Source organism: Shewanella sp. ULN5 (assembly GCF_030731885.1).
Lineage (GTDB): Bacteria > Pseudomonadota > Gammaproteobacteria > Enterobacterales > Shewanellaceae > Shewanella > Shewanella holmiensis.
The window spans coordinates 1-22,705 of the sequence record NZ_JAPJEE010000012.1; the positions used below are offsets into that span (position 1 = coordinate 1).

23 protein-coding genes are annotated in these 22,705 nt (G+C 41.2%); 7 read left to right on the forward strand and 16 right to left on the reverse strand.

Annotated features, from left to right (window positions below; all coding sequences use genetic code 11):
• Positions 1 to 109 precede the first annotated feature (109 nt).
• Positions 110 to 1,375 (reverse strand): transcription termination factor Rho, encoded by a 1,266-nt coding sequence (gene rho / locus ORI98_RS12150; protein ID WP_188840066.1) that lies wholly within the window; start codon positions 1,373 to 1,375, stop codon positions 110 to 112.
• 212 nt (positions 1,376 to 1,587) lie between these two features.
• Positions 1,588 to 1,914: a thioredoxin TrxA gene (trxA, locus tag ORI98_RS12155; RefSeq protein WP_188840067.1), complete on the reverse strand. Its 327-nt coding sequence runs from the start codon at positions 1,912 to 1,914 to the stop codon at positions 1,588 to 1,590.
• Positions 1,915 to 2,246: 332 nt separating this feature from the next.
• Between trxA and rhlB the strand changes: the two genes are divergently transcribed.
• Positions 2,247 to 3,557, forward strand: coding sequence for an ATP-dependent RNA helicase RhlB (gene rhlB, locus ORI98_RS12160; protein ID WP_306135383.1), 1,311 nt, complete (start codon positions 2,247 to 2,249; stop codon positions 3,555 to 3,557).
• On the forward strand, positions 3,558 to 4,490 hold the full coding sequence (locus tag ORI98_RS12165) for an exopolyphosphatase (protein ID WP_306135384.1): 933 nt from the start codon (positions 3,558 to 3,560) through the stop codon (positions 4,488 to 4,490).
• A gap of 73 nt (positions 4,491 to 4,563) precedes the next feature.
• Here ORI98_RS12165 and ORI98_RS12170 read toward each other — a convergent pair whose 3' ends face one another.
• The 13 genes from ORI98_RS12170 to rraA form a co-directional block, all read right to left on the reverse strand.
• Positions 4,564 to 5,115 (reverse strand): thioredoxin family protein, encoded by a 552-nt coding sequence (locus ORI98_RS12170; protein ID WP_306135385.1) that lies wholly within the window; start codon positions 5,113 to 5,115, stop codon positions 4,564 to 4,566.
• Between the two features lie 239 nt (positions 5,116 to 5,354).
• Positions 5,355 to 6,365 carry a porphobilinogen synthase gene (gene hemB / locus ORI98_RS12175; RefSeq protein ID WP_261298380.1) on the reverse strand — a complete coding sequence of 337 codons (1,011 nt, stop codon included), beginning with the start codon at positions 6,363 to 6,365 and terminating at the stop codon, positions 5,355 to 5,357.
• Between the two features lie 14 nt (positions 6,366 to 6,379).
• Positions 6,380 to 8,302, reverse strand: a complete 1,923-nt coding sequence (locus tag ORI98_RS12180) for a diguanylate cyclase domain-containing protein (protein WP_306135386.1) — start codon at positions 8,300 to 8,302, stop codon at positions 6,380 to 6,382.
• Entirely contained in the window at positions 8,302 to 9,114 is an 813-nt protein-coding gene (locus ORI98_RS12185; protein ID WP_306135387.1) for a TatD family hydrolase, read from the reverse strand. Before ORI98_RS12185 ends, ORI98_RS12180 begins: the two co-directional genes overlap by 1 nt.
• 7 nt (positions 9,115 to 9,121) lie before the next feature.
• Positions 9,122 to 9,652, reverse strand: a complete 531-nt coding sequence (locus ORI98_RS12190; RefSeq protein ID WP_306135388.1) for a hypothetical protein — start codon at positions 9,650 to 9,652, stop codon at positions 9,122 to 9,124.
• A 46-nt stretch (positions 9,653 to 9,698) separates the two neighbouring features.
• On the reverse strand, positions 9,699 to 10,457 hold the full coding sequence (tatC, locus tag ORI98_RS12195; protein ID WP_261298384.1) for a twin-arginine translocase subunit TatC: 759 nt from the start codon (positions 10,455 to 10,457) through the stop codon (positions 9,699 to 9,701).
• Positions 10,458 to 10,460: 3 nt separating this feature from the next.
• The gene (gene tatB, locus ORI98_RS12200) at positions 10,461 to 10,880 is read right to left on the reverse strand and encodes a Sec-independent protein translocase protein TatB (RefSeq protein WP_306135389.1); all 420 of its coding nucleotides are present in this window, start codon (positions 10,878 to 10,880) and stop codon (positions 10,461 to 10,463) included.
• A gap of 6 nt (positions 10,881 to 10,886) precedes the next feature.
• Entirely contained in the window at positions 10,887 to 11,126 is a 240-nt protein-coding gene (gene tatA / locus ORI98_RS12205) for a Sec-independent protein translocase subunit TatA (protein ID WP_188840077.1), read from the reverse strand.
• Between the two features lie 107 nt (positions 11,127 to 11,233).
• Positions 11,234 to 12,883, reverse strand: coding sequence for a ubiquinone biosynthesis regulatory protein kinase UbiB (gene ubiB / locus ORI98_RS12210; protein WP_306135390.1), 1,650 nt, complete (start codon positions 12,881 to 12,883; stop codon positions 11,234 to 11,236).
• Positions 12,880 to 13,500: an SCP2 domain-containing protein gene (locus ORI98_RS12215; protein ID WP_306135391.1), complete on the reverse strand. Its 621-nt coding sequence runs from the start codon at positions 13,498 to 13,500 to the stop codon at positions 12,880 to 12,882. The genes ubiB and ORI98_RS12215 overlap by 4 nt, the downstream gene beginning before the upstream one ends.
• The gene (ubiE, locus tag ORI98_RS12220; RefSeq protein ID WP_306135392.1) at positions 13,500 to 14,255 is read right to left on the reverse strand and encodes a bifunctional demethylmenaquinone methyltransferase/2-methoxy-6-polyprenyl-1,4-benzoquinol methylase UbiE; all 756 of its coding nucleotides are present in this window, start codon (positions 14,253 to 14,255) and stop codon (positions 13,500 to 13,502) included. The genes ORI98_RS12215 and ubiE overlap by 1 nt, the downstream gene beginning before the upstream one ends.
• Positions 14,256 to 14,525: 270 nt before the next feature.
• Positions 14,526 to 15,572, reverse strand: a complete 1,047-nt coding sequence (locus ORI98_RS12225) for a formimidoylglutamase (RefSeq protein ID WP_306135393.1) — start codon at positions 15,570 to 15,572, stop codon at positions 14,526 to 14,528.
• Between the two features lie 66 nt (positions 15,573 to 15,638).
• The gene (gene rraA / locus ORI98_RS12230; protein ID WP_261298391.1) at positions 15,639 to 16,124 is read right to left on the reverse strand and encodes a ribonuclease E activity regulator RraA; all 486 of its coding nucleotides are present in this window, start codon (positions 16,122 to 16,124) and stop codon (positions 15,639 to 15,641) included.
• A gap of 395 nt (positions 16,125 to 16,519) precedes the next feature.
• On the opposite strand from rraA, the gene ORI98_RS12235 reads away from it, so the two are divergent.
• The 3 genes from ORI98_RS12235 (at position 16,520) to ORI98_RS12245 (ending at position 18,566) form a co-directional block, all read left to right on the forward strand.
• Positions 16,520 to 16,774 carry a uroporphyrinogen decarboxylase gene (locus ORI98_RS12235; RefSeq protein WP_261298392.1) on the forward strand — a complete coding sequence of 85 codons (255 nt, stop codon included), beginning with the start codon at positions 16,520 to 16,522 and terminating at the stop codon, positions 16,772 to 16,774.
• Between the two features lie 218 nt (positions 16,775 to 16,992).
• Positions 16,993 to 17,502: a phosphatase PAP2 family protein gene (locus tag ORI98_RS12240; RefSeq protein ID WP_306135394.1), complete on the forward strand. Its 510-nt coding sequence runs from the start codon at positions 16,993 to 16,995 to the stop codon at positions 17,500 to 17,502.
• A 14-nt stretch (positions 17,503 to 17,516) separates the two neighbouring features.
• Complete coding sequence (locus ORI98_RS12245) at positions 17,517 to 18,566, forward strand: MJ1255/VC2487 family glycosyltransferase (protein WP_306135395.1); 1,050 nt, start codon at positions 17,517 to 17,519, stop codon at positions 18,564 to 18,566.
• A gap of 120 nt (positions 18,567 to 18,686) precedes the next feature.
• On the opposite strand, the gene rsd is transcribed toward ORI98_RS12245, so the two are convergent.
• On the reverse strand, positions 18,687 to 19,154 hold the full coding sequence (gene rsd / locus ORI98_RS12250) for a sigma D regulator (protein WP_261298395.1): 468 nt from the start codon (positions 19,152 to 19,154) through the stop codon (positions 18,687 to 18,689).
• Between the two features lie 445 nt (positions 19,155 to 19,599).
• On the opposite strand from rsd, the gene hemE reads away from it, so the two are divergent.
• Positions 19,600 to 20,664, forward strand: a complete 1,065-nt coding sequence (hemE, locus tag ORI98_RS12255) for a uroporphyrinogen decarboxylase (RefSeq protein ID WP_261298396.1) — start codon at positions 19,600 to 19,602, stop codon at positions 20,662 to 20,664.
• A gap of 486 nt (positions 20,665 to 21,150) precedes the next feature.
• On the forward strand, positions 21,151 to 22,686 hold the full coding sequence (locus tag ORI98_RS12260; protein WP_306135396.1) for an OmpA family protein: 1,536 nt from the start codon (positions 21,151 to 21,153) through the stop codon (positions 22,684 to 22,686).
• Positions 22,687 to 22,705 lie beyond the last annotated feature (19 nt).

Here is a 22,705-nt window from a genome sequence, read left to right on the forward strand (position 1 = left end):
AATCCCCACCAGAATACTGGTAGGGATTATCATTCATCTTCAAGATCGGTCAAGTGCCCTTAAACGATCGGCATTGCCGTTAAGGTGGTTTTTTATAGAAAATAGTGCGTTAGCTTTTAGCCCGTTTCATCGCAGTGAAGAAGTCTTCATTGGTTTTGGTCATTGCCAATTTATCAATTAAGAACTCCATGCCTGAAACTTCATCCATTGGGTGCAGAATTTTACGCAGGATCCACATTTTTTGTAGTTCATCTGGCGTAGTTAGTTTTTCTTCACGACGTGTGCCTGAGCGGTTGAAGTCAATCGCTGGGAATACACGTTTTTCAGCCGCTTTACGAGAAAGGTGTAACTCTTGGTTACCTGTACCTTTAAACTCTTCGTAAATGACTTCATCCATCTTAGAACCGGTATCAACCAGTGCTGTTGCAATGATGGTTAAGCTGCCACCGTGTTCAATGTTACGTGCTGCACCGAAGAAACGCTTTGGACGATGTAGTGCGTTAGCATCAACACCACCCGTCAGTACTTTCCCTGATGATGGGATGACGGTGTTGTAAGCTCGGGCTAGACGAGTGATTGAGTCTAACAAAATCACCACGTCTTTTTTGTGTTCAACTAAACGTTTGGCTTTTTCAATTACCATTTCAGCGACTTGAACGTGACGGCTTGCTGGCTCATCGAAAGTAGAAGCAATGACTTCACCTTTAACCATGCGCTGCATTTCAGTTACTTCTTCAGGACGTTCGTCGATCAGCAATACCATCAATACAACATCTGGGTTGTTGTAAGTAATGCTTTGGGCGATGTTCTGTAATAATAGCGTTTTACCCGCTTTTGGCGGAGCAACAATCAAACCACGCTGACCTTTACCAATGGGTGAACAAAGGTCAAGAATACGTGAGGTGATGTCTTCTGTTGAGCCATTACCACGCTCCATGCGTAAACGTTCTTCAGCATGAAGTGGGGTTAAGTTTTCAAACAAAATTTTGTTGCGTGAGCTTTCTGGCTTATCGAAGTTAACTTCAGATACTTTTAATAATGCAAAGTATCTTTCGCCTTCTTTCGGTGGGCGAATTTTACCAAAAATGGTGTCGCCAGTACGCATATTGAAACGACGAATTTGGCTAGGAGAAACATAGATGTCATCAGGACCCGCAAGGTATGAACCATCTGAACTTCTTAAAAATCCAAATCCATCTTGGAGGATTTCTAATACACCGCCACCGAAGATGTCTTCTCCGCTTTTGGCATGTGCTTTTAAAATTGAGAAAATAATATCTTGTTTACGAGTACGAGCCATGTTTTCTAGTTTCATGCTTTCAGCAAGTGAAACCAGATCCGATATAGGCGTGTCTTTTAATTCTGTTAAATTCATTTATGGGAGTCTTGTGTTACGCGACGAAGCTTACCGCAATCAATCAGTAAGGGTATTGAACATTGTTATGATTGATAAGCGAGAAAAGGTTTATTGAAAAAATCTGTGGATAAAGTTATCACTATATGGCGCTGACGTCCACAATTTTAGGTACAAAAATGGCACAAATTGTATAAAACTTGTGCCATTTTATGATCCGACTCAAAGTAGGATTAGATTTGAGCGTCAATAAACTCTTTTAATTGCGTTTTAGACAGTGCGCCAACTTTAGTTGCAACTAACTCACCGGCTTTGAACATAAGCAATGTAGGAATACCACGAACGCCATATTTAGCGGGTGTCGTGTTATTTTGGTCAACGTTTAATTTTGCAACAGTGACTTTGCCAGCATACTCTTCAGCAACATCATCTAAGATTGGTGCAATCATTTTACATGGACCACACCACTCAGCCCAAAAATCGACTAACACAGGAGTGTCAGACTTTAATACGTCGTTTTCGAAGCTGTCGTCGCTTAGGTATACTATTTTATCGCTCATGTTGTTCTCCAGATTTGGTTCCATTGCTAGTTTATTAATGGCTTACCATGTATATTGGGTTCGTTGAAAAGCTTTTCAAGTGAACGTGTAAATATCCGCAAATTTTATATTTGCCATTATACGCAGAGCATCACCTGTTGTTAAACAACAGTAATGACTTTTTTTGAGCTTCTCAGTGCCCAGTCTTTTTTGATAACTTGTTGTTTACCAACAAAGAAGCCTGGGCAGTGAGGTGCTCTGAAACTTTGCATATACAATATGAACGGATAAACATTGCAGCTATTTCAAACTATCGTATCTTTTTTTGCAACCCCAACTAGTATGCTGGTGCCATGAGCCAAACACATTTATCTACCCAAAAGTTCGCTGACTTTCCACTGCAAGATGCAGTTTTATCAGCCTTAAACGAGAACGGCTTTGAGTTTTGTACCCCAATTCAGGCCTTATCATTACCTATTTTATTACAAGCCAAAGATATTGCCGGCCAAGCTCAAACAGGTACAGGCAAAACGATGGCTTTTTTAGTGGCTACCTTTAATCATTTATTAACGATTGCCGCACCTGAAAACCGTAAAAATACTGAACCTCGTGCCATTATCATGGCGCCAACGCGTGAGTTAGCGATTCAAATTGCTAAAGATGCTAATTTACTCACGAAACACACCGGCTTAAAAGTGGGTATTGTTTATGGCGGTGAAAGCTATGAAACCCAACGTGAAGTATTAGATCAAGGCGTTGATATTCTTATTGGTACCACTGGACGAATTATTGATTATGTTCGTCAAGGTGTTATTAGCTTGAATCACATTCAAGCTGTGGTACTAGATGAAGCCGATCGCATGTTCGATTTAGGCTTTATTAAAGATATTCGCTTTTTATTCCGTCGTATGCCTGATGCCAAAGCGCGTTTGAATATGTTGTTTTCTGCCACACTTTCAATGAAAGTGCAGGAGCTTGCATATGATCATATGAATGATCCTGAAAAAGTTGAAATTGAGCCATTAGAAAAAACCTCTAAAAACATTAAAGAGGAAATCTTTTATCCTTCAATGGAAGATAAAATGCGCTTATTGCTGACTTTAATTGAAGAAGATTGGCCAGATAAAGCCATTGTTTTTTCGAATACCAAGCACAGCTGTGAAAAGTTGTGGTCGTATTTAGAAGGAGATGGTCACCGTGTTGGGTTATTAACCGGTGATGTTCCTCAAAAGAAACGTATTCGTATTCTGGAGCAATTCACTACAGGCGAATTAGACATTTTAGTGGCAACCGATGTTGCTGCGCGTGGTTTGCATATTTCTGATGTGTCACACGTTTATAATTATGATTTACCTGATGACTGTGAAGATTATGTTCACCGTATTGGTCGTACTGGACGCGCTGGGCAAAAAGGCATTTCAATCAGCTTTGCCTGTGAAGAATATGCCCTAAATTTACCGGCTATTGAAACCTATATTACTCACTCAATACCTGTGTCTGACTACGATCGTGAAGCGTTATTAGATGATATTCCACCGCCAGTGCGTATTCATCGTAAGCACCCGACAACTCGTACTCGTGATGGTGGCAGTAAAGGCGCACATCGCAGTGGTAGTAACAGTAACAGCCGAGCACCACGCCATAGGACTCGAAGACCTTCGTAAATGCCAAAGTTATCGACCTTACCGCCTTATGCCGCAATTACATTAGGCTCTAATAGCTTTAATATGCTGGTAGCAACGACGGTTGCGGGCAAGCCACAGATTATCGCTAAATACAAACGCAAGGTTCGCCTTGCGGAAGGTATTGGTGACGATGGTCATTTGTCGGATGAGGTGATGCAACGTGGCTTAGACTGCCTAAGCCTGTTTGCTGCAATGCTAAAAAAACATCAAGTTCTTCATGATGATGTTGCAGTTATCGCGACCGCGACATTACGCCTGATTACCAATGCCGATACCTTTCAGCAAAAAGCATTTCCCATATTGGGTCACCCGATTGACATTATTTCAGGCTTACGCGAAGCTGAACTTATTTATCAAGGTATGGTGGCTACAACTGTCGGTGAAGGTAAGCGCCTGGTGATAGATATTGGTGGTGCGAGCACCGAGTTTATTGTTGGTAAAGGGCGTAAGGTGTTATTTAAAACCAGTTTATCTATGGGGGGCGTAGTATTTAATCAGCGTTTTTTCCATACCACCCCTTTTCAAATACTCGATTTCTCTCAAGCTAAAGATGCGGTTAAAGAAACCTTACTTCCGCATATGTCAGCACTCACTAACTTAGGCTGGGATACTGTGGTCGGAGCCTCTGGGGTGATCCAATCTGTGGTGTCGGTTTTACAGCATAGGCAAGTTTCAGAAGTCATTACGCTTAGCGTGTTGCAGGCATTTAGAGATGAAATTTTAGCGCAAGCTGATATGCGTTTATCTGACATTCGAGGGCTAACGCCCGAGCAAGCACCCACTTTTGCTTCAGGTGTTGCAATTCTACTGGCGTTGTTTGAGTTACTGTCAATTAAGCAGCTACATCTGGCAGGAGGTGCATTACGTGAAGGTGTGCTGCAAGATTTAGCTGATGCACAGGCGCATCGTTAGGGCTATATTTTTATCCTTTCTGAGCACAAAAAAGGCCGTAATCTACGGCCTCTTATCACATTGTTATCACTCACTACTTTAAAATGTTCACTAAATCTGCCTCTAGTGACACTTCAGGACGCTCAACAATACGGCCAATCTCTTTACCTTTTTGCTCAACAATAAAGGTTGGGATACGTGAAAATTCATACTTTGCAGCTAACCCTTCAGGATCAAGCTTACTTCTATCAACCCCAATATAGGTCACGGTTAGATTTGGATTTGCAGCCGCTTCAATTAAGCGCATAAAACGTGGTGTTTCACGGTGGCAATCTGGGCACCAGGTTCCAATGATGACCACAATGTTAGTTGGCTCTGATACTGTTTTTAATGCATCAATTTGAGCGGCGTCAGTAGCATAGTTTTGATACTCCTCACTGTAGCCTGGTAAATCTTTTGCAAGTGTGTCGGTCGTTACAATACCGGTAATAATCACTTCTTTTTTCTCCTCACTGCAGGTTGCAATAAAGCCTTGTGATGCCTCATCAAAACTGCAACCGCTGTTGGCGATAGCGTTAGGTGCGACCATTTGGCTGCTAAAGAATAATGCCGTAGTGGCTAATAATGTTTTAACGCTATTGTGCATGATAAAGCCTCGATGAAGAAGAAAAAGAGTGCATGCGTCATTCAACCATGAGTTGTATTAGCTGTTAAGTATTAACCATTGCTGATGTTATCCCGATCACGGATATCGTTTGATTTATGTATTTTTTGCGGGTTGACGCAGGAATCCCAGCATAAAAATGAAGTTCATGTATGACAGGTTAATTAATGCCCATAAAAAAAGGAAGCGCTTAGCTTCCTTTTGGCGAATGTATCAAAAATTTACTTTTCTTCTTTCAACCATTGAGCAGCACGTTTGGCAAAGTATGTTAATACACCGTCAGCTCCAGCACGTTTAAAGCACAGTAATGACTCCATCACGATAGCTTTTTCGGCTAACCAGCCGTTTTGAATAGCAGCCATGTGCATCGCGTATTCGCCACTGACCTGATAGGCAAAAGTCGGCACGGCGAGCTCGGTTTTTACGCGGTGAACGATATCAAGATACGGCATACCAGGCTTGACCATGACCATGTCAGCGCCTTCTTGAATGTCTAAGGCAACCTCATGTAAGGCTTCATCACTGTTAGCTGGGTCCATTTGATAACTGTGTTTATTGCCACCTTTTAAGTTACCAGCAGAGCCGACCGCATCACGGAAAGGACCATAATAGTTAGACGAATACTTGGCTGAGTAAGCCATAATTTGGGTATTTACATGCCCAGCAGCTTCTAATGCTTTACGTATTTCACCAATTCGGCCATCCATCATATCTGATGGTGCAACAATATCGGCACCGGCTTCAGCATGTGATAAAGCTTGTTTCACCAAAATTTCAGTGGTGATGTCATTTAAGATATAACCTGTGTCATCTATGATGCCGTCTTGACCATGGGTTGTGAAAGGATCTAATGCGATATCGGTCATCACGCCCAACTGAGGGAAGGCATTTTTTAATTCACGCACGGCGCGTTGGACTAAACCATCAGGATTGTATGCTTCTTCAGCCATTAATGATTTTTTGTCCGCTGGAGTAACAGGGAATAAAGCGATTAATGGAATTCCAAGCTCAACTAATTCAGCTGCTTCTTTTAGCAGTAAATCGATAGAGAAACGTTCTACACCCGGCATAGAAGCCACTTTTTCGGTGCGTTGCGTTCCTTCTAAAATAAACATCGGATAAATCAAATCATTTACTGTGAGTCTGTTTTCAGACATCAAACGACGGCTAAATTCATGTTTACGCATGCGGCGCATTCTGCGCTGAGGAAAGGCACTAGTAATTATATTCACATTCTACTCCAGGGTTAAGATGCTTCTGATTCGGCCGAGTAAAGGCAGACTTTATTTCTACCACCGCGCTTAGCTAGGTATAGCGCTTTATCAGCTTGGTCTAATAAAATTGTTGGGTGATCATCACTGTCGACAATGGCCACTGAAATTCCGATACTGACGGTAAGAGGAATATCGTGGCTATCCCACTTAATATTTAATACTTCAATGGCTTTACGGATTATTTCGGCAACTTGCATTGCACCATCTTCATCAGTGTTAGGCAAGATGATAGCAAATTCTTCTCCCCCAAAACGTGACACCAGATCGGTTGGACGCTTTAAATTTTCAGACAAGGAGTGGGCGATGATTTGTAATGTATGATCTCCTGCCAAATGGCCATATTGATCATTGATGTTTTTAAACTTATCAATATCCAGCATGAGTAATGCCATCGGGGTTTGTTGGCGTCGACTAATACGGCCTTCGGCGATCAGTCGTCTATCAAATACACTGCGATTTTTAACCCCAGTTAAACTGTCAATGGTGTTTTGTTCAGTCAGCTTCTGATTGACTTCATTTAATTCACGTAAAGTAATCTCTAGTTCTAAGGTTCGTTCTTGCACCATTTGCTCTAATCGCTCATTCGATTCCGCTTCCGCTTTAAGAGATTCCTCTCGAGTGACCCTTAAACGCTCAGCTTGTTCTAAAGCTTGTTGTTGGATTCTAAGCTTGGCTTTGCGTTCATCGTTATATCGAATAGCAAGCACAGCGGCCATGGTAATGACTTCTAACGTCACCCCCAACATTATTGGTGTTTGTAATGCGATATTAATATCAAATATACCAAGATAAATCCCAGCAGAGAAAATACAGCTGATTAATAAGGTGACTCTACCAAAGCCATATAGCCGCGCATTTCGCTGGCCAGCCCAAGCTTGCATAGCCGCAAAAATAGTCAAAATAACGCACACTAAGGTGACGAAATAAATCATTAGCTTGATTGCGATACTGTATGAAATGAAGGGCAGTATGAAGGCAAGGATGAAAGAAATCGCAGCGAGTATGCGACAGGCTCGCAGCATTTGCAGGTTATGGTACTTCAGCAATAATACTTTTTCGGTGAACATTAAATTGAACCCCATCACCAGCGGGATAATAAAGGGAATAATTACATTTTGAACATGGGGCCAGTCGGGCCATAAATACCGAAATGATACGCCGTAAATCGTCGCCATCAGTAATGCTAAACTGAGCACGTAACCACTGTAGTAACTGAAACTGAATGAGCCTGATGCTAGGGCGATAAATAGACTGAATACTCCAATCGCAACCAGAAAACCTATCTGTAATCCATGATTTAGGTTCTGGGTTTCAATCACTTGAGTCAAGTCATTCGGTGACCACAACACAAGTGGTAAATTTAAGCTGCCATTGGAGTCTATTTTGAGTAAAAATTGATGTGTTTCACCGGGTTTAAGTGCAAAAGGAAACAAAAAGGTGTTGCTCTGCAGAGGCCTATTTTCAAATGCTAAGGAGTCACCCATTTGAGTACTAGCGACCAAAGAGCCATTAATTTTATGGTATAAAACAATGCTATCCAATAAAGGGTTATCTATAGCAAGAATACGGGTTTGAAAGTCATCTGGTGAATATATACTGAAACGAAGCCACATGTCTTTGACACCGATGACTTGGGTGTCTTTGCGGATGACTTTTCGCCATGTTGATGCTGGTTGCTGCTCTAGAGTAGGTAAATCTTTTATGTCATTTTGAGTTTGAATAAACAACCAATCAGTCAATTTGATTTGAGTGATTGAGCTATTGCTTAAGCGCACAGCGGGCTGATTTTGGTTAGCGGCAGCATGTGCTTGGCAAATAAGCACCCAGCTTAATATGACTAATACTAATCCAAACAACAATTTTGGTTGATAACTCGCAGGGCTGATTAAGCGCATTATTTCTTGCCTGAAATCGTCGAGGGTAAATTAAAAAATACGCGACTATTTTGATAACAGTGCTGGGCAAGCTCAGTATAATCTTGACTACGAAGTTTCGCCATCGACTCGACAATATAGGGTAGATATTGCGGTAAGTTTTTACTGGATTTAGGTTTGGGCCGCATACTTCTTGGCAGCAGGTAAGGGGCGTCTGTTTCGGCCATAATACGGTTATTTGGAATGTACTTCACGAGATCCGCTAAGGCTTGGCCTCGGCGTTCATCACAAATCCAACCCGTAATACCAATATATAAATTTTCCGCTAAACAAGCATCTAACTCAGCTTTTGTACCTGTAAAGCAATGTAAAACTGCGTTAGGTAAATCGGATCTATACTGGTTTACTATTGCGATAAAATCATCGTGAGCATCACGACAATGCATATAAACCGGCATCTGCAGCTCACAGGCTATTTCCAGTTGTGCACAAAAGGCTTGTCGTTGTTTATCGCGCGGAGAAAAGTCACGATTGTAATCTAAGCCGCATTCGCCAATGGCAACCACCTGGGATTGTTTTGCAAGTTGCTTTAACGTATCAGCACTTGCATCGGTCCATTGGCTGGCATAGTGAGGGTGAACCCCGGTAGTGCAAAATAACTGCGAAGGATATTGCTCGCATAAGGTTATCGCTTGACGACTTTCATCAAGCTCACTGCCTATAACGATCAAAGGCGAAACATGTTGTTTCGCCGCTTGTTCGATAATGTCGCCGCATTTGTCTATCAAACTCGGGCTGAGTAGATTGACGGCAATATCAATGTGCTGGGTCATTAATAGCTTATTTTAAGCGCTTTACTCTAGTGGTCGAGTTGCGATTATCTGTTCCGAGTAAGAATGAACTCAATGCCCCTTTTTCAATATAGATTATTTGACCTTTATTGAGTTTATAGCGATCGTTTTCGGTTTGTTTCCAAACTTGACCATTGTTTAGCGTAATGATGAACTTGCCATAGGGATCTTTAGTTACTGCAGCAACTTCAAAATATAACTTACCGAGATCTTCTTCGACAGTTTTTTGTAAACCAAAATCTGCGGCAGGATTTTGTGGTACTGAACTTACTACAGGCACGGCGTTGCTTTGAACTGCCGGCGCAGTTGCTTGAGCCGCAACAGCAGGTAATGTTACGGCAACGGCATGGCCATTTGCGTTAGCTTGCTGCACTTTGGCAGCTAAATCATCAAAACAAATTAGGCGGTCAAGCTTATCGCTTTTAACCGCACAAATTGAAAGTTGTTGTTCTAATCCGGTGTTTGCTTGTGCAGTTGTCGATGCCACAATAAGGGCTGCTGCAATCCAAGTTAAGCGCATGATTTATTCCTTGTTATTATTAACTAATCACTTGTTGCATTAAGGATTAGTTATTGGCGTGCTCGTTGTCTGGCACATCTTCTTCGTCGTCATCTTTGGGTGTATACAATTTAGCCGCTAATAAACCGCCTTCAAACAGCAGTAGCATAGGAATGGCTAACATAGTTTGGGAGATGATATCAGGAGGAGTAAGCAACATGCCAATAACAAATGCGCCAACAACAATATATGGGCGTTTTTCTTTTAATTCAGCAGGTGTTGTGACCCCTGCCCAACAAAGTAATACCACAGCAACTGGAATTTCAAACGCTAAACCAAAGGCGAAAAACAGTTTTAAGATAAAGCTTAAATAACTGCTGATATCGGTTGCAACTTGCACGCCTTCAGGTGCGACACTAGTGAAAAATCCAAACACCACGGGAAACACTACGTAATACGCAAAAGCGATACCTAAGTAAAACAAAAAGGTACTACTGGCTAATAACGGCACAACGAGACGTTTTTCATGCTTGTATAAGCCTGGTGCAACAAAAGACCAGATTTGAAAGAGCACGTATGGTATCGCCACAAAAAATGACAAAACTAATGTCAGTTTAAATGGGGCAAAAAACGGGGCAGCAACATCGGTTGCAATCATGCTACCCGTTTCAGGCAAAGACTGCATTAGCGGTAACGCGACGTAATGATAGATATCGTTCGCCCAATATACAGTGGCAATAAAAACCAGTAAAACACTGCCGATTGCTTTTAGTAATTTGGTACGTAATTCTAGCAAATGGCTAATAAGCGGTTGCTGCTGCGACATGAATTATCCGTTGGATTTAGTTGAACTAGCGTTGCTAGTATCTGATAAAGATTTAGCGGCCTCATCGGCAGGTTTTTCTACTGCAGGTGCAGTGGGTGCAGATGTTTGCGTCGGGTTATTGTCTTCGACCTGATAAGGGCGATTAACCGACTGGGCTGCTTGTTTTAGCTCGTCAATTGACTGCTGTAATTCAGGTGATAAATTTGATAAACCTTTGCTTTCCGCTTTTTTTAAGTCGGCATGCAATTGTTCAATCTTAAGCTCTTGCTCAAGTTCATCTTTCACTGAATTTGCCATGCGTTTTATGGCACGGATCCATCCTGTAATTGAACGTACTGCAACAGGTAAACGTTCAGGGCCGAGAACAACCAGCCCTAAAATACCTATTAGCAGCAGCTCCATAAAGCCGATACCGTCAAACATAATAAATTACGCCTGTTCTTTGTCCTTAGACTCAGGTTTCTTTTCAGTCGCCTGCTGTGAGGTTTGTGCTGTTTGCGCAGTGGTATCTTCTAATGATTTCTTTTCATCTTCAGATGACATGGCGTTTTTAAACCCTTTTACCGCGCCGCCTAAATCACCACCTAATGAACGTAGTTTTTTAGTGCCGAATAATAGAACAACGATAAGCGCTACGATTAAAAGCTGCCAAATACTGATGCCGCCCATGGGATTTCCTCTTTAAATATAAATGGTGTCTTGTTTCACAAAACTTAAAAAACCATTATAAGGTCAATTTATTTAAGTATTATGAACTTCTAATAAATTAGTGCTAGCTAAAATTTACGATTCTTTGGCCTAGATCGCCATCCTGCTATCCATAAAATACTGCCAGCACAGATACAAGTGTAAGCGGGCCATAGTGTAGCGCTTTGATTGAATAATATTGTGCCACAGATCAACAAAACAGCAGAAGTGATAAGCAAGTAGTTACTTTTGTGAGACTTTTGTTGGTAGCGCAAGTACTTATCAAGCATTTGTTGTTGAGTACCCAATAACTTACGGCCAACTTTTAAGTTGTCATAAATTAACTCAGGTAATTCAGGTAGCATGTCTGCCCAATAAGGCGCATTAGTTTTAACTTTATTAAACATGGCTTTAGGGCCAACTTGCTCTGCCATCCAGTTTTCTAAAAAGGGCTTAGCGGTTTGCCATAAATCAAGCTGAGGGTATAACTGCCTGCCTAGCCCTTCGATATACAATAACGTTTTTTCAAGTAACACCAGTTGAGGCTGCACCACAATGTCAAAATGACGGGCGGTTCTAAACAGCTCTAACAATACATGGCCAAATGAGATTTCATCAAGGGGCTTATTAAACATAGGCTCACAAACCACTTTTACCGCTTGCTCAAATGCCAACACATCTGTGTGTTCTGATACCCAACCCGATTCAATATAAAGCTGGGCAATTCTATGGTAATCGCGATTAAAAAAAGCCAAAAAGTTTTCAGCAAGATAGCGTTTGTCCACCTCGGTTAAGGTGCCCATAATACCGCAGTCTAACCCAATATAATAAGGGTTTTCAGGGTGTTCTGTACTGATAAAAATGTTACCTGGATGCATGTCTGCATGGAAAAAATTATCTCTAAACACCTGAGTGAAAAATAGCTCAACTCCGCGTTCAGCAAGCAATTTAAAGTTGGTACCTTGGGCGCGAAGTGCTGCGGTGTCGGACACAGGAATGCCATAAATACGTTCCATCACCATTAAACGTTGATAACAATGTTCTTCATATACATAAGGTACATAAAGCGCATCTGAATCTAAAAAGTTGTTTCTCAGTTTTGTGGCGTTGAGCGCTTCTAGTTTGAGGTTTAGCTCCCCCAAAATCGTGGTGCGATAATCCTCAATGACCTCAGCAGGGCGCAGGCGATTACCTTCACCGAGCAAACGTTCCAATAGATTAGCGGTTTGCATCATAAGCTGTAAATCAGCATTAATGTTGGTTTCAACATTGGGTCGTAATACTTTTAAGACGACTTCTTTGCCGTTTGATTTTAAGGTTGCGGTATGCACCTGAGAAATAGAGGCGCTGGCAAGCGGGGTGTCTTCAAAGTGATCGAATAGGTTTTCGATTGGCTCGCCAAGGGCGGTTTCAATTGCCTCGCGTGCCAAGGCTGAATCAAATGGCGGTACGCGATCTTGCAGCATTGCAAGTTGATACGCCCATTCGTCGTCTAATAAATCACGTCGAGTTGACAGCATTTGGCCTAGTTTAATATAAACTGGCCCCAGCTCTTGCATGGCAAGCTTTAAGCGTTCAGCTGGTTTTTTATCTTTATGGCGGTTGCGTAACCAGAAAAAACACATGCGCAATAATTTGAAGTACCAGGGCGTTTTGTGTCGAGGTAATAAATCATCAAGGCCGAAGTTGAGTGCGGTTTTAATGACATGGTAACCACGCCTAATACTAGCAATTGTCATGAGGGTAATTTTTCTCTTAATTTGGCAATACGCGCAGCGACAGCATCGGTTTGCGTGACAAGTTGTTCTAGGTTATCACGAAAGTGCAAGTAATCTATTTTGTGCGGTGCAAGACGATACTCTTCAGTGGTGAGTTGGCTAAGATGAGAGCGGGTTTTGATCAACACTGATTTTAAATCCTGTCCCAATTGCTGCGTGGTGGTCAGTAATTTATGGGTTGGGGCATCGCCGATATAACGGGATAAAGGTTCAGCAAAATCAAATTCAATATGCTGAATAAAATGGCTAAAGGTTTGCAGTAGTTGGATGTCACCATCAATACTGAGCTTATCCTGTTTGATTAGCTCAGTCAGATTAGCGCCTTCACGAAGTTTATTTAGGGTCGACGCATCGGCATTAACAGTCACCGCAACATCACCCTCAAATTGGCTCATTACCTGAATTTTTTTAGCAAAAATAAAATACAGTGGCCAAGACAGTTGGGTGAGTTGAATGCAGAACACTTTGCCGTGTAAACTTTTCAAACGGGTATAATCTTGTTGTGCTTGCGTCGGCAGTTTAGCTAATGCTGTTTCGATAGCCGCGCAGGTTAACAAGGCAAAGTGATTTACGCTCATTAGAACTTATAACCTCTGTGTAGAGCGACAACACCGTCAGTCATGTTGGTGTAATCGACTTGCTCTAGGCCTGCATCGATCATCATTTGTTTGAGGGTTTCTTGATCCGGATGCATGCGAATAGATTCAGCTAAATACTCATAACTGTCAGCATCTTGTGTGATTAACGCGCCCATTTTAGGTAATACTTTAAAGCTGTAAAGGTCGTAAACTTTACGCATAATTTCATGCTGCGGCTTAGAGAACTCAAGCACTAATAATTTTCCACCAGGTTTTAATACGCGTTGCATTGAACGCAATGCTGCATCTTTATCGGTAACGTTACGTAAACCAAATGCGATGGTGATAATATCAAAATGATTATCAGGAAAAGGCAGCGCTTCGGCATTGGCTTGCACGTAGCTAACGTTGCTCACTATGCCTTTGTCGCGCAATTTTGTTCGACCGACTTTCAACATAGAATCATTAATATCGGCTAAAACCACTTGGCCTGTATCGCCGACAAGGTGCGAAAACTTAGCGGTTAAATCACCTGTGCCGCCGGCTAAATCTAATACTTTCATGCCTGGGCGTGTCGCGGCAACCTCAATGGTGTGACGTTTCCAGAAGCGATGTACACCAAACGACATCACGTCGTTCATAATGTCATATTTTGCTGCAACAGAATGAAATACATCCGCAACGAGATCGGCTTTCTTTTCAGCCTCTACGGTTTTGTAGCCAAAGTGGGTGTTTTTTGATTCGCCCTCAGACATGGGTATATTCCTATAATGTGCGATAATTAATTGCTAGTTTATGCCATTGTTGTAACTTGCAACATCACCTAAACGCGAGAGTGTGATAACAATCAAGCCGATAATATGTGATACGTAGCCTTAGCTTAATAAGACCACAGTTAAATCGTGATGCCAATTTCAGCAAAGTAGAGCATAATTTTGCCCCGCATTAGAGCATAATTTTGGCATGAAAATCTACTCTGCCATGGTGTGCACCTACATAAAGTGCCCGACCAAGTAAGGCTTAGGTTAACTCAGTCTTGCTTTTCTGCCTTGTATGTAACTATAAATCAATTCGCTTATGCCCTGCCCAACATCTCGATACCCCGCACTGAGGCCAGCCTCGTGACACTGAGGCGCAGCTTCAGCCAGATGTAAGTAAGCACACTCACATTGTTTCGCTACGCGATAAACATAATGACAGGCGTCCAAAAGAGGCACGCCAGCAAAAGTGGATGCACTGCTTGGCATTTTTGTAATGGCATCAACATCCAGTTCTAAGCCTACAGGCAAATTGGTGTTGTTTAGTTCTTGGCATATTTGGCTAAGCGCACTATCTAAACTGATTTCACGACGTACCCAAATTTGTTGAAAAGTGTGCCAGCTAGCCCCAAATAAGCTCAGTTGTTCCAACGTTGCCTCGCTGTTTTTGAGCTCGTGTAACCCTAAAATATGATAATGGTCTAGCGCACCATTGGCTGCAGCATAACTAAAGCCATTGCCGCTGTGTCTGCCTTCACGAGGTCTAAAGTCACTGTGTGGGTCAAGATTGACAGCCGCCATAGGTTGATTGAATGTTTGCTTGGCTGCGGTGAGTAAACCAAAAGCATTGTTATGCCCGCCACCAATGACGATGGGTTCTAAACCCGCAGCAAAAATTTGGCTCAGGAAGGTGATAACTTGAAGGTCTAACGCTGCGGTGGCATGGCGTAAGGCTGCTGTGTCGGCATTATCGGCAATCAAATTGTCAGGGCTAATTATGCCAATAACAACACAAAGACTCCCCTGACAAAAACGATTTGACTGTAAATTAGCAAACTGGCTGATGCTGGCGGTAAAGGCATCAGCTGATCCACCTCTACCTAAGTTTGCGCGCGGACCAATATCTTCACTTATGCCAATAATGGCAAATTTTGCCCCTTGCTCAACGGCATGCTTGAGTGCTGAAGATATGTCATGGTGCTTTATAGATACTTTATCTAAAAACAGAAATTGCTCCCCCAGTTTTGTTTCGCCATCTCGACGATTAACTAATGATGCGAAATCAGCTTTATTAAACATAGTTAGCATTGGCATACCTCAACATTGAACTTAGCAGAGACAAAAAAAGCCAGCAATGCTGGCTTTTTATGAGTTTATAACTTAGTCGATATCTAGTGGCTCAGGTGATAAAATTACGCCAGTATTATCGGCATAAATATGATCGCCTGGTAAGAAAGTCACCCCACCAAAGTTCACTGGTATTTCCACCTCGCCAACGCTATTGCTGTCTGCACCGACAGGAATAGAAGCAATGGCCTGAATACCGATATCTAGCTCTTCTAATGCATCAACATCGCGGACCGTACCGTAAATGATGATACCTTCCCAGTTGTTAGCAACAGCAATTTCAGCAATGCTGGCATCCAGTAATGCACGGCGTAATGAGCCGCCACCATCAACCAACAAGACTTTTCCTTCGCCATCTTCTTGTAACACTTCGGCAATTAAACCGTTATCTTCAAAGCATTTTATGGTGCTAATTGAGCCGCCGAAAGAGCTGCAACCACCATAATTACTGAACATTGGTTCGACAACGTCGACCACATCGATATACATGTCGCACAGTTCTGAGGTGTTGTATTCCATAGATAACTCCTAATGGCTGCAATAGGTTCATTGCACTGGATTAATTGCTAATAAAGGCAAAGTTAAATGAATTATATGGGGTTTTTTTTAAATTAAAAGCGTTATTCGTCACGACCTTGTTGCAAATCTAATTAGAATGATAATACTATATATAGAACGCAATGGTTTATTTTGAGAACAATAGCGTGTTTTGGAGTTTATTTACTTTAAAATTTAACTATTTACTCATCAACTATAGATCATGATCACTAACATACGTTTATAAATTACTAACACAGCTAGCAACTTGTTAACATATCAGTGGTTTTTAGCATTAGTTTATTTTATTTATTTGCTTTAGGGGCACGGATCCCTCGTTACGCTTACGGATGGCAGAGAGCCTTAAAGAGGTTCTTATGGAAAGTACGAATATGATTGAAATATTAGGCTATGTTGCTTCTGTTATGGTTGCAATTTCATTAATGATGAAAGATATCATCATGTTACGTTGGTTAAACTTTGTAGGTTGTGGTTTGTTTGCTGCGTATGGATATGCTATCGATGCATGGCCTGTTGCCGGAATGAATGCGTTTGTGGCGGGGATTAATATTTATCACTTAGTGAAAATTTATCGCACTAAGACCCCTGAAGTACAAGTTGCCTCTGCCTAAGTACTATTGCATAACGCTCACCCTTACTTGTTAACTCGAGCAATTAAGGGTGAATGATTCATCTCATTTATCTTCTTTACTTATACTCTTCATTTACCTTCTTTCCATCATCTTCTGCCTTGTCATAAAAGCTTCGAATAATTGTCACTTTGTAGTCATTGGATCTGACTAATCTGCAAATAGGTAAAAACTGAGGGCATGGCGCGAAGGGAGTGGCAATGAATTTGATTAACAAGGTCGATCAATACCTGTTTTATTCCATTACTGATTTTACACGTAAACAACAACTCTCAACGGCGGTGCTGAAAGTTTCCTCAACAGGTGACGGTCATTGGTATGTATATATTTCAGTGACAATGTTGCTGATACACGGGCAAGGACAGCAGTTTTTTAATCTATTGCTACTGAGTTTCATCATTGAATTCCCGCTTTATCTTATATTTAAAAATGCGATTCGTCGTCAGCGTCCTTGTTATGCATTGGTCGATTTTAATTGCCAATTCGAACCGTCGGATAAATTCAGCTTACCGTCAGGTCACACTGCAGGGGCGTTTGTCGTGGCCAGTGTGATTCATATTTGTTTTCCTGTTTTTGCCCCTTTGGCTTATTTATGGGCGCTGACCGTTGGTTTATCCCGTATCGCATTAGGTGTGCATTATCCGTTAGATATTGTTGCAGGGATGGGATTAGGCATGGGCTCGGTAATGTTAGCTCAACGAATTGTGTAATAGGGATCTAAAACATGAAAATCCTTTACGGGGTACAAGGCACTGGAAATGGTCACATTAGTCGCGCACGCGTAATGGCCAAGGCGATGAAAAACAGAAACATTGAGGTCGATTTTCTCTTTAGTGGCAGGCCCGAAGAGCATTATTTTGATATGCAGGAGTTTGGTGATTATCAGGTGCGCAAAGGTCTATCATTTGTGACAGAAAGTGGCCGCATTAATTTACTTAAAACCGCTCAAAATAGTGTCAGCCGATCAATATTTAACGAGGTTAAACAATTGGATGTGCGGGACTATGACTTGGTGCTAAATGATTTTGAACCTGTGACCGCTTGGGCTGCAAAGCAGCAGGGGGTTAAATCCATTTCAATTAGTCATCAAGCAGCCTTGCAATATCCGGTTCCTAAACAAGGTGGCAGTTGGTTAGATGAGGTGATCCTCAATCATTTTGCTCCCACAGATATTGCTTTAGGTTGCCACTGGCACCATTTTGGCTGTCCTATATTACCGCCATTTGTTGAAGTGGATGAGCCATCGACGCAATTTTGCCATCAAATATTGGTGTATCTTCCGTTCGAAAATGCCGATGATATAGCAGAGTTTTTAAAGCCGTTTGATGATTACCAATTTTTTGTTTACCACAGTGTCAAACCGATTAAGCCTTTGCCTGAACATATTCAATGGCATGGGTTTAGCCGAGATGGCTTTAAGCAGCATTTGTCACAGTGCGGTGGTGTAATGGCTAATGCAGGATTTGAACTGGCCAGTGAAGCAATGGCATTAGGTAAAAAGCTGTTAGTAAAACCGCTGATAGGGCAGTTTGAACAATCGGCAAATGTGGCTGCGTTAGAGTTACTCGCCGCGGCAGACTGTATGCAAACATTGGACAATGCCAAACTTACTCGTTGGTTAAAAGCGCCATCACCAGAAGCAATCCATTATCCAAAAGTAGGGGACGCTTTAGTCGATTGGTTAACAATAGGCGAATGGCAGCAACCACAACAGTTGTGTGATCAGCTATGGTCGCAGGTTGAATTACCGGAAAATTGGCGTAAACGTCAGTAAAATAGTGTCATTGCAGATAAAAAATAAGCCCAGAGTGTAATGCACTTTGAGCTTATTTTTTGAGTATGGTTTTTAAGGTTTTAAGGTTTTAAGGTTTTAAGGTTTTAAGGTTTTAAGGTTTTAAGAATGACGGCTATGGAGAATCTCTAATAATTCGTCTTCATATTCAAAACGAGACTCCATAGCTTGAGCAAGCTGTGCTAAATCTTTATCAAGTTGATAAAGAACTTTATCGTCTTCAGATTCAGTATATTTGTCATTAAAATCAAGCGCAGTATCGGTGCTGTCACTGATTTTGGGCAGCAAGCTTTGGGCAATAGCTTTACTCTCTGGGCCGTGAGTCGCACATTCACTGACTACGCGATCATAAACTTCAAAATGCCCCTCAGAAACATAATCAACTAACTGGGCACAAAATTCTTGGACGTCGTTGATGCTAGGTAAGCTTTTTTCTGCACGGGTATAAGGAGCCAGTCCGGCGAGGGTAAAATATTGGATAAGCAATTTACGACGATGGGTTAACCATTGATCGATTAATTTATTGGCGCCACCCCAACGTTGTTCTGCTTTTTCGAGCTGTGTAAGCATGTTGATGCCCTTAACTTGCTATCTTACAATATTACCTACTGTATTGGACAAGTACTCAGTTGATCAACTGTTTTATGCTTTATTTATCAAAGGACAAACCAGCTTAATTTAATTCACCTTAGATTTAAAATAAAAAACCCAGCGATAGTAGACTATCACTGGGTAAATAAGCTTTTAAGGGCTCGATAAATCGAGCTTCTTGATTGTTCTTGCTAGCGCATACTTTTTATACCAAACGCACACTCGTGGTGCAACTAATAATCGATGTTATGTGTTTTTGAAATCATTTTTGCTGTTTTTGTGAGCGAAATTTGAGGTGTTTTCACATTTTTAGCAACAGATTTAGGATTAGCTCACATAAATATCGCATAAGTGGTTACATTAATCGCGTAAGTGCTAAACTACCGCCCTGCAAAATTCATAACAATCTAGGAAAATAGCCCCCATGGCAGAACTAAAGAATGATCGTTATTTACGTGCTTTATTAAAACAACCTGTAGACAGAACGCCAGTATGGATGATGCGTCAAGCAGGTCGTTATCTTCCAGAATATAAAGCAACCCGTGCTGAAGCCGGTGACTTTATGTCTCTTTGTAAGAACCAAGATCTAGCGTGTGAAGTAACTTTGCAGCCTTTACGCCGCTATGACTTAGATGCCGCTATTCTTTTCTCAGACATCTTAACTGTGCCAGATGCAATGGGCTTAGGTTTGTATTTTGAAACTGGCGAAGGCCCACGTTTCCAGCGCCCAACTGACACTATCGATGCAATCAAAAAGCTTTGCGTGCCAGATCCAGAAGATGAGCTAGGCTATGTAATGCGTGCTGTAAGCACCATTCGTCGTGAGCTGAAAGGCGAAGTACCATTAATTGGGTTCTCTGGTTCTCCTTGGACACTTGCCACGTATATGGTTGAAGGTGGCTCAAGCAAAACTTTCGAAAAAATTAAGAAAATGGCTTACGAAGAGCCAGCAACATTACACATGTTGTTAGATAAATTAGCTGATTCAGTTATTTTATATCTAAACGCACAAGTAGCTAACGGTGCTCAATCGTTAATGATTTTCGATTCTTGGGGCGGTGCGCTATCTCACCACGCTTACCGTGAGTTTTCATTACGCTACATGCAGAAAATCGTTGATGGCTTAACCCGTGAAGCTGAAGGTCGTACAGTACCGGTAACCTTATTCACTAAAGGTGGCGGTTTATGGTTAGAAGCAATGGCTGAAACCGGCTGTGATGCGTTAGGCTTAGACTGGACTGTTGATATTGGTGATGCACGTCGTCGCGTAGGGCACAAAGTGGCTTTACAAGGCAATATGGATCCATCAGTACTATATGCTTCACCTGCACGTATTCGTCAAGAAGTAGAACAGATTCTTGCGTCTTACGGTGAAGGTACTGGCCATGTATTTAACTTAGGCCATGGTATTCACCAGCATGTTAATCCTGAGCACGCTGGCGCATTTATCAACTCAGTCAATGAGCTATCTGTTAAATACCATAAGTAAACTGTAAGTTGACTGATGATAAATAATTAAAGCGAGCCAAGTGGCTCGCTTTTTTTTAGTCTTAACTTAGACCGCTTTATTTTTTCATGAGGTCTTCATTTTATATCAACAGGTTTGTGTTTTGGTACTAATTAGTGAATGGCTATTTTTAATTTTTGCAGTAACAAAGGTTCCTGCTTTAATTAATTTCCATGCTAAGGGAAAATGTAACCTTATTACAATTGGTCCGCAACTCAAGCGGCACCTCGGTTCTATTTTTAGTGATAACCTGTTTGAATAATAACCATCAGCGTCTACGCCCAACCAATTGATCTAGCTAATTATATTCAATATTTAATTATTAGCTATTCATTATGAGTTAAACTCAACTTTCAATTGACTTCTCACACCTATTTTTATTTAATCGTTAAAAATAGTTAATAAATTTAAAAGATATCATCAGAGTATTCCATTTGTTAAGGAAGGATCACATTGTTAAGGAATGACATGAAAATCAAACCCGTTGCATTAAGTGTTGCAGCCGTTTTTATCTTGAGCAGCTGTGTTTCAACGGACCCATTGAAAAAAAATAAGGAAACGCTTATCGGTTGTGCTATTGGTACTGGTATAGGTGCACTGTTAGGGAATTATATAGCTGGCAAAGATGGTATAGGTTATGGTGCAGCGGCTGGAGCAGCTATTGGTTGCACTATTGGTTATGATGCGCAAAAAAAGCGTGAAGCCTTAGATGCATTAGCTAAAGCCGAAGACCTTAATATTCAATATACGTCAATTAGTACTTCTTCCGAACCTCAAGCTGGAATATTAATAAATTCAACGGACAGTGAATTAACAGGAACGGATGTTGAAAAGTATGCTGATTATCAGCAAGTTGGAATGGCAGCGAGTATTTCCAGTGATAACGATACAATGTTTGTTTCTGGTTCTGCTGTAGCAACACAAAAAGCCAAAATACAATTTCAAAAACTTTCACAAATTTATAAAGATTCAGCTGCTAACATACTCATTACAGGACATACAGATTCCAGTGGCAGTGAAAAGTTAAATCAGAAATTAAGTGAAGATAGGGCTAGATATGTTGCACAAATATTCAATGAAGCTGGCATTCAATCTGAACGTTTATATTTTCAAGGTGCTGGTGAGAGCCAGCCTATAGCAGCAAACATAGATGAAATAAGTAAATCACAAAACCGTCGTGTAGAAATTGTTGAAATTGAAGGTAAACCAGATCAATTGTTTGCTTATTCTTCTAAGCAAAAATCCAACTTAGCGTATTTGTCACGTCGCTCGCAAGAACGTGTAATGTCAATAACACCAACAGATAATACCTCAAAGAAATCTGCAATTGAAACCGCCCCTACTGATATTGATTTAGCTAATCTCTCACAAATAGAAGTTAATAAATTATTGAAGCCAGTTACTTTAAAGGTTGCTAGTGTTGATTTTGGTGGCAAGCCTATGACCGAAATGACCTCAAATTTTGCTCAGTTAGTCGGTGAGAGAAAAGATAATAGCTTTGCACTTTTTAGTAAGGCCTATGCGTCAGAAATATCAAATTTAAACTGTATCGTTGAAGGTCAAAGAGTAGATGGTGAAATTAAGAATCTGGCAACCGGTAAACCTTATCAAAAAAGTGATTATAATACCGCAGATTACTTACCAGGCATGAATGGAACGGTTTGGGTCGAAAAAATTAATGGTCATTTCATTGGCCTCACACCTATTGCGGTAATCAGTAATGGAGGCGCTGCAGTCGCTTCTCCTGATATTAAAATTTGGAAAGACTTCGATAATAGTAAAGCGCAAAAAATGCCGAGTTATCAAGTTAGCAGCGCTATTGAAACTTATTATGGTGAAACGGGTTTGTTGTACAGGGTCTTCTCTAGAGATGATAACGCCCCCGTTCGCTGTATGGATATAGTCATGCCAATTGATAGATCAGCAAGAGCGATAGCTGGTAAATTATATTATGAAAAAAGCAAAACAGTTTATGAAGTCAATTTTGAACCTAAATTGTTGTAGCAGATAAGTTATATGGAGA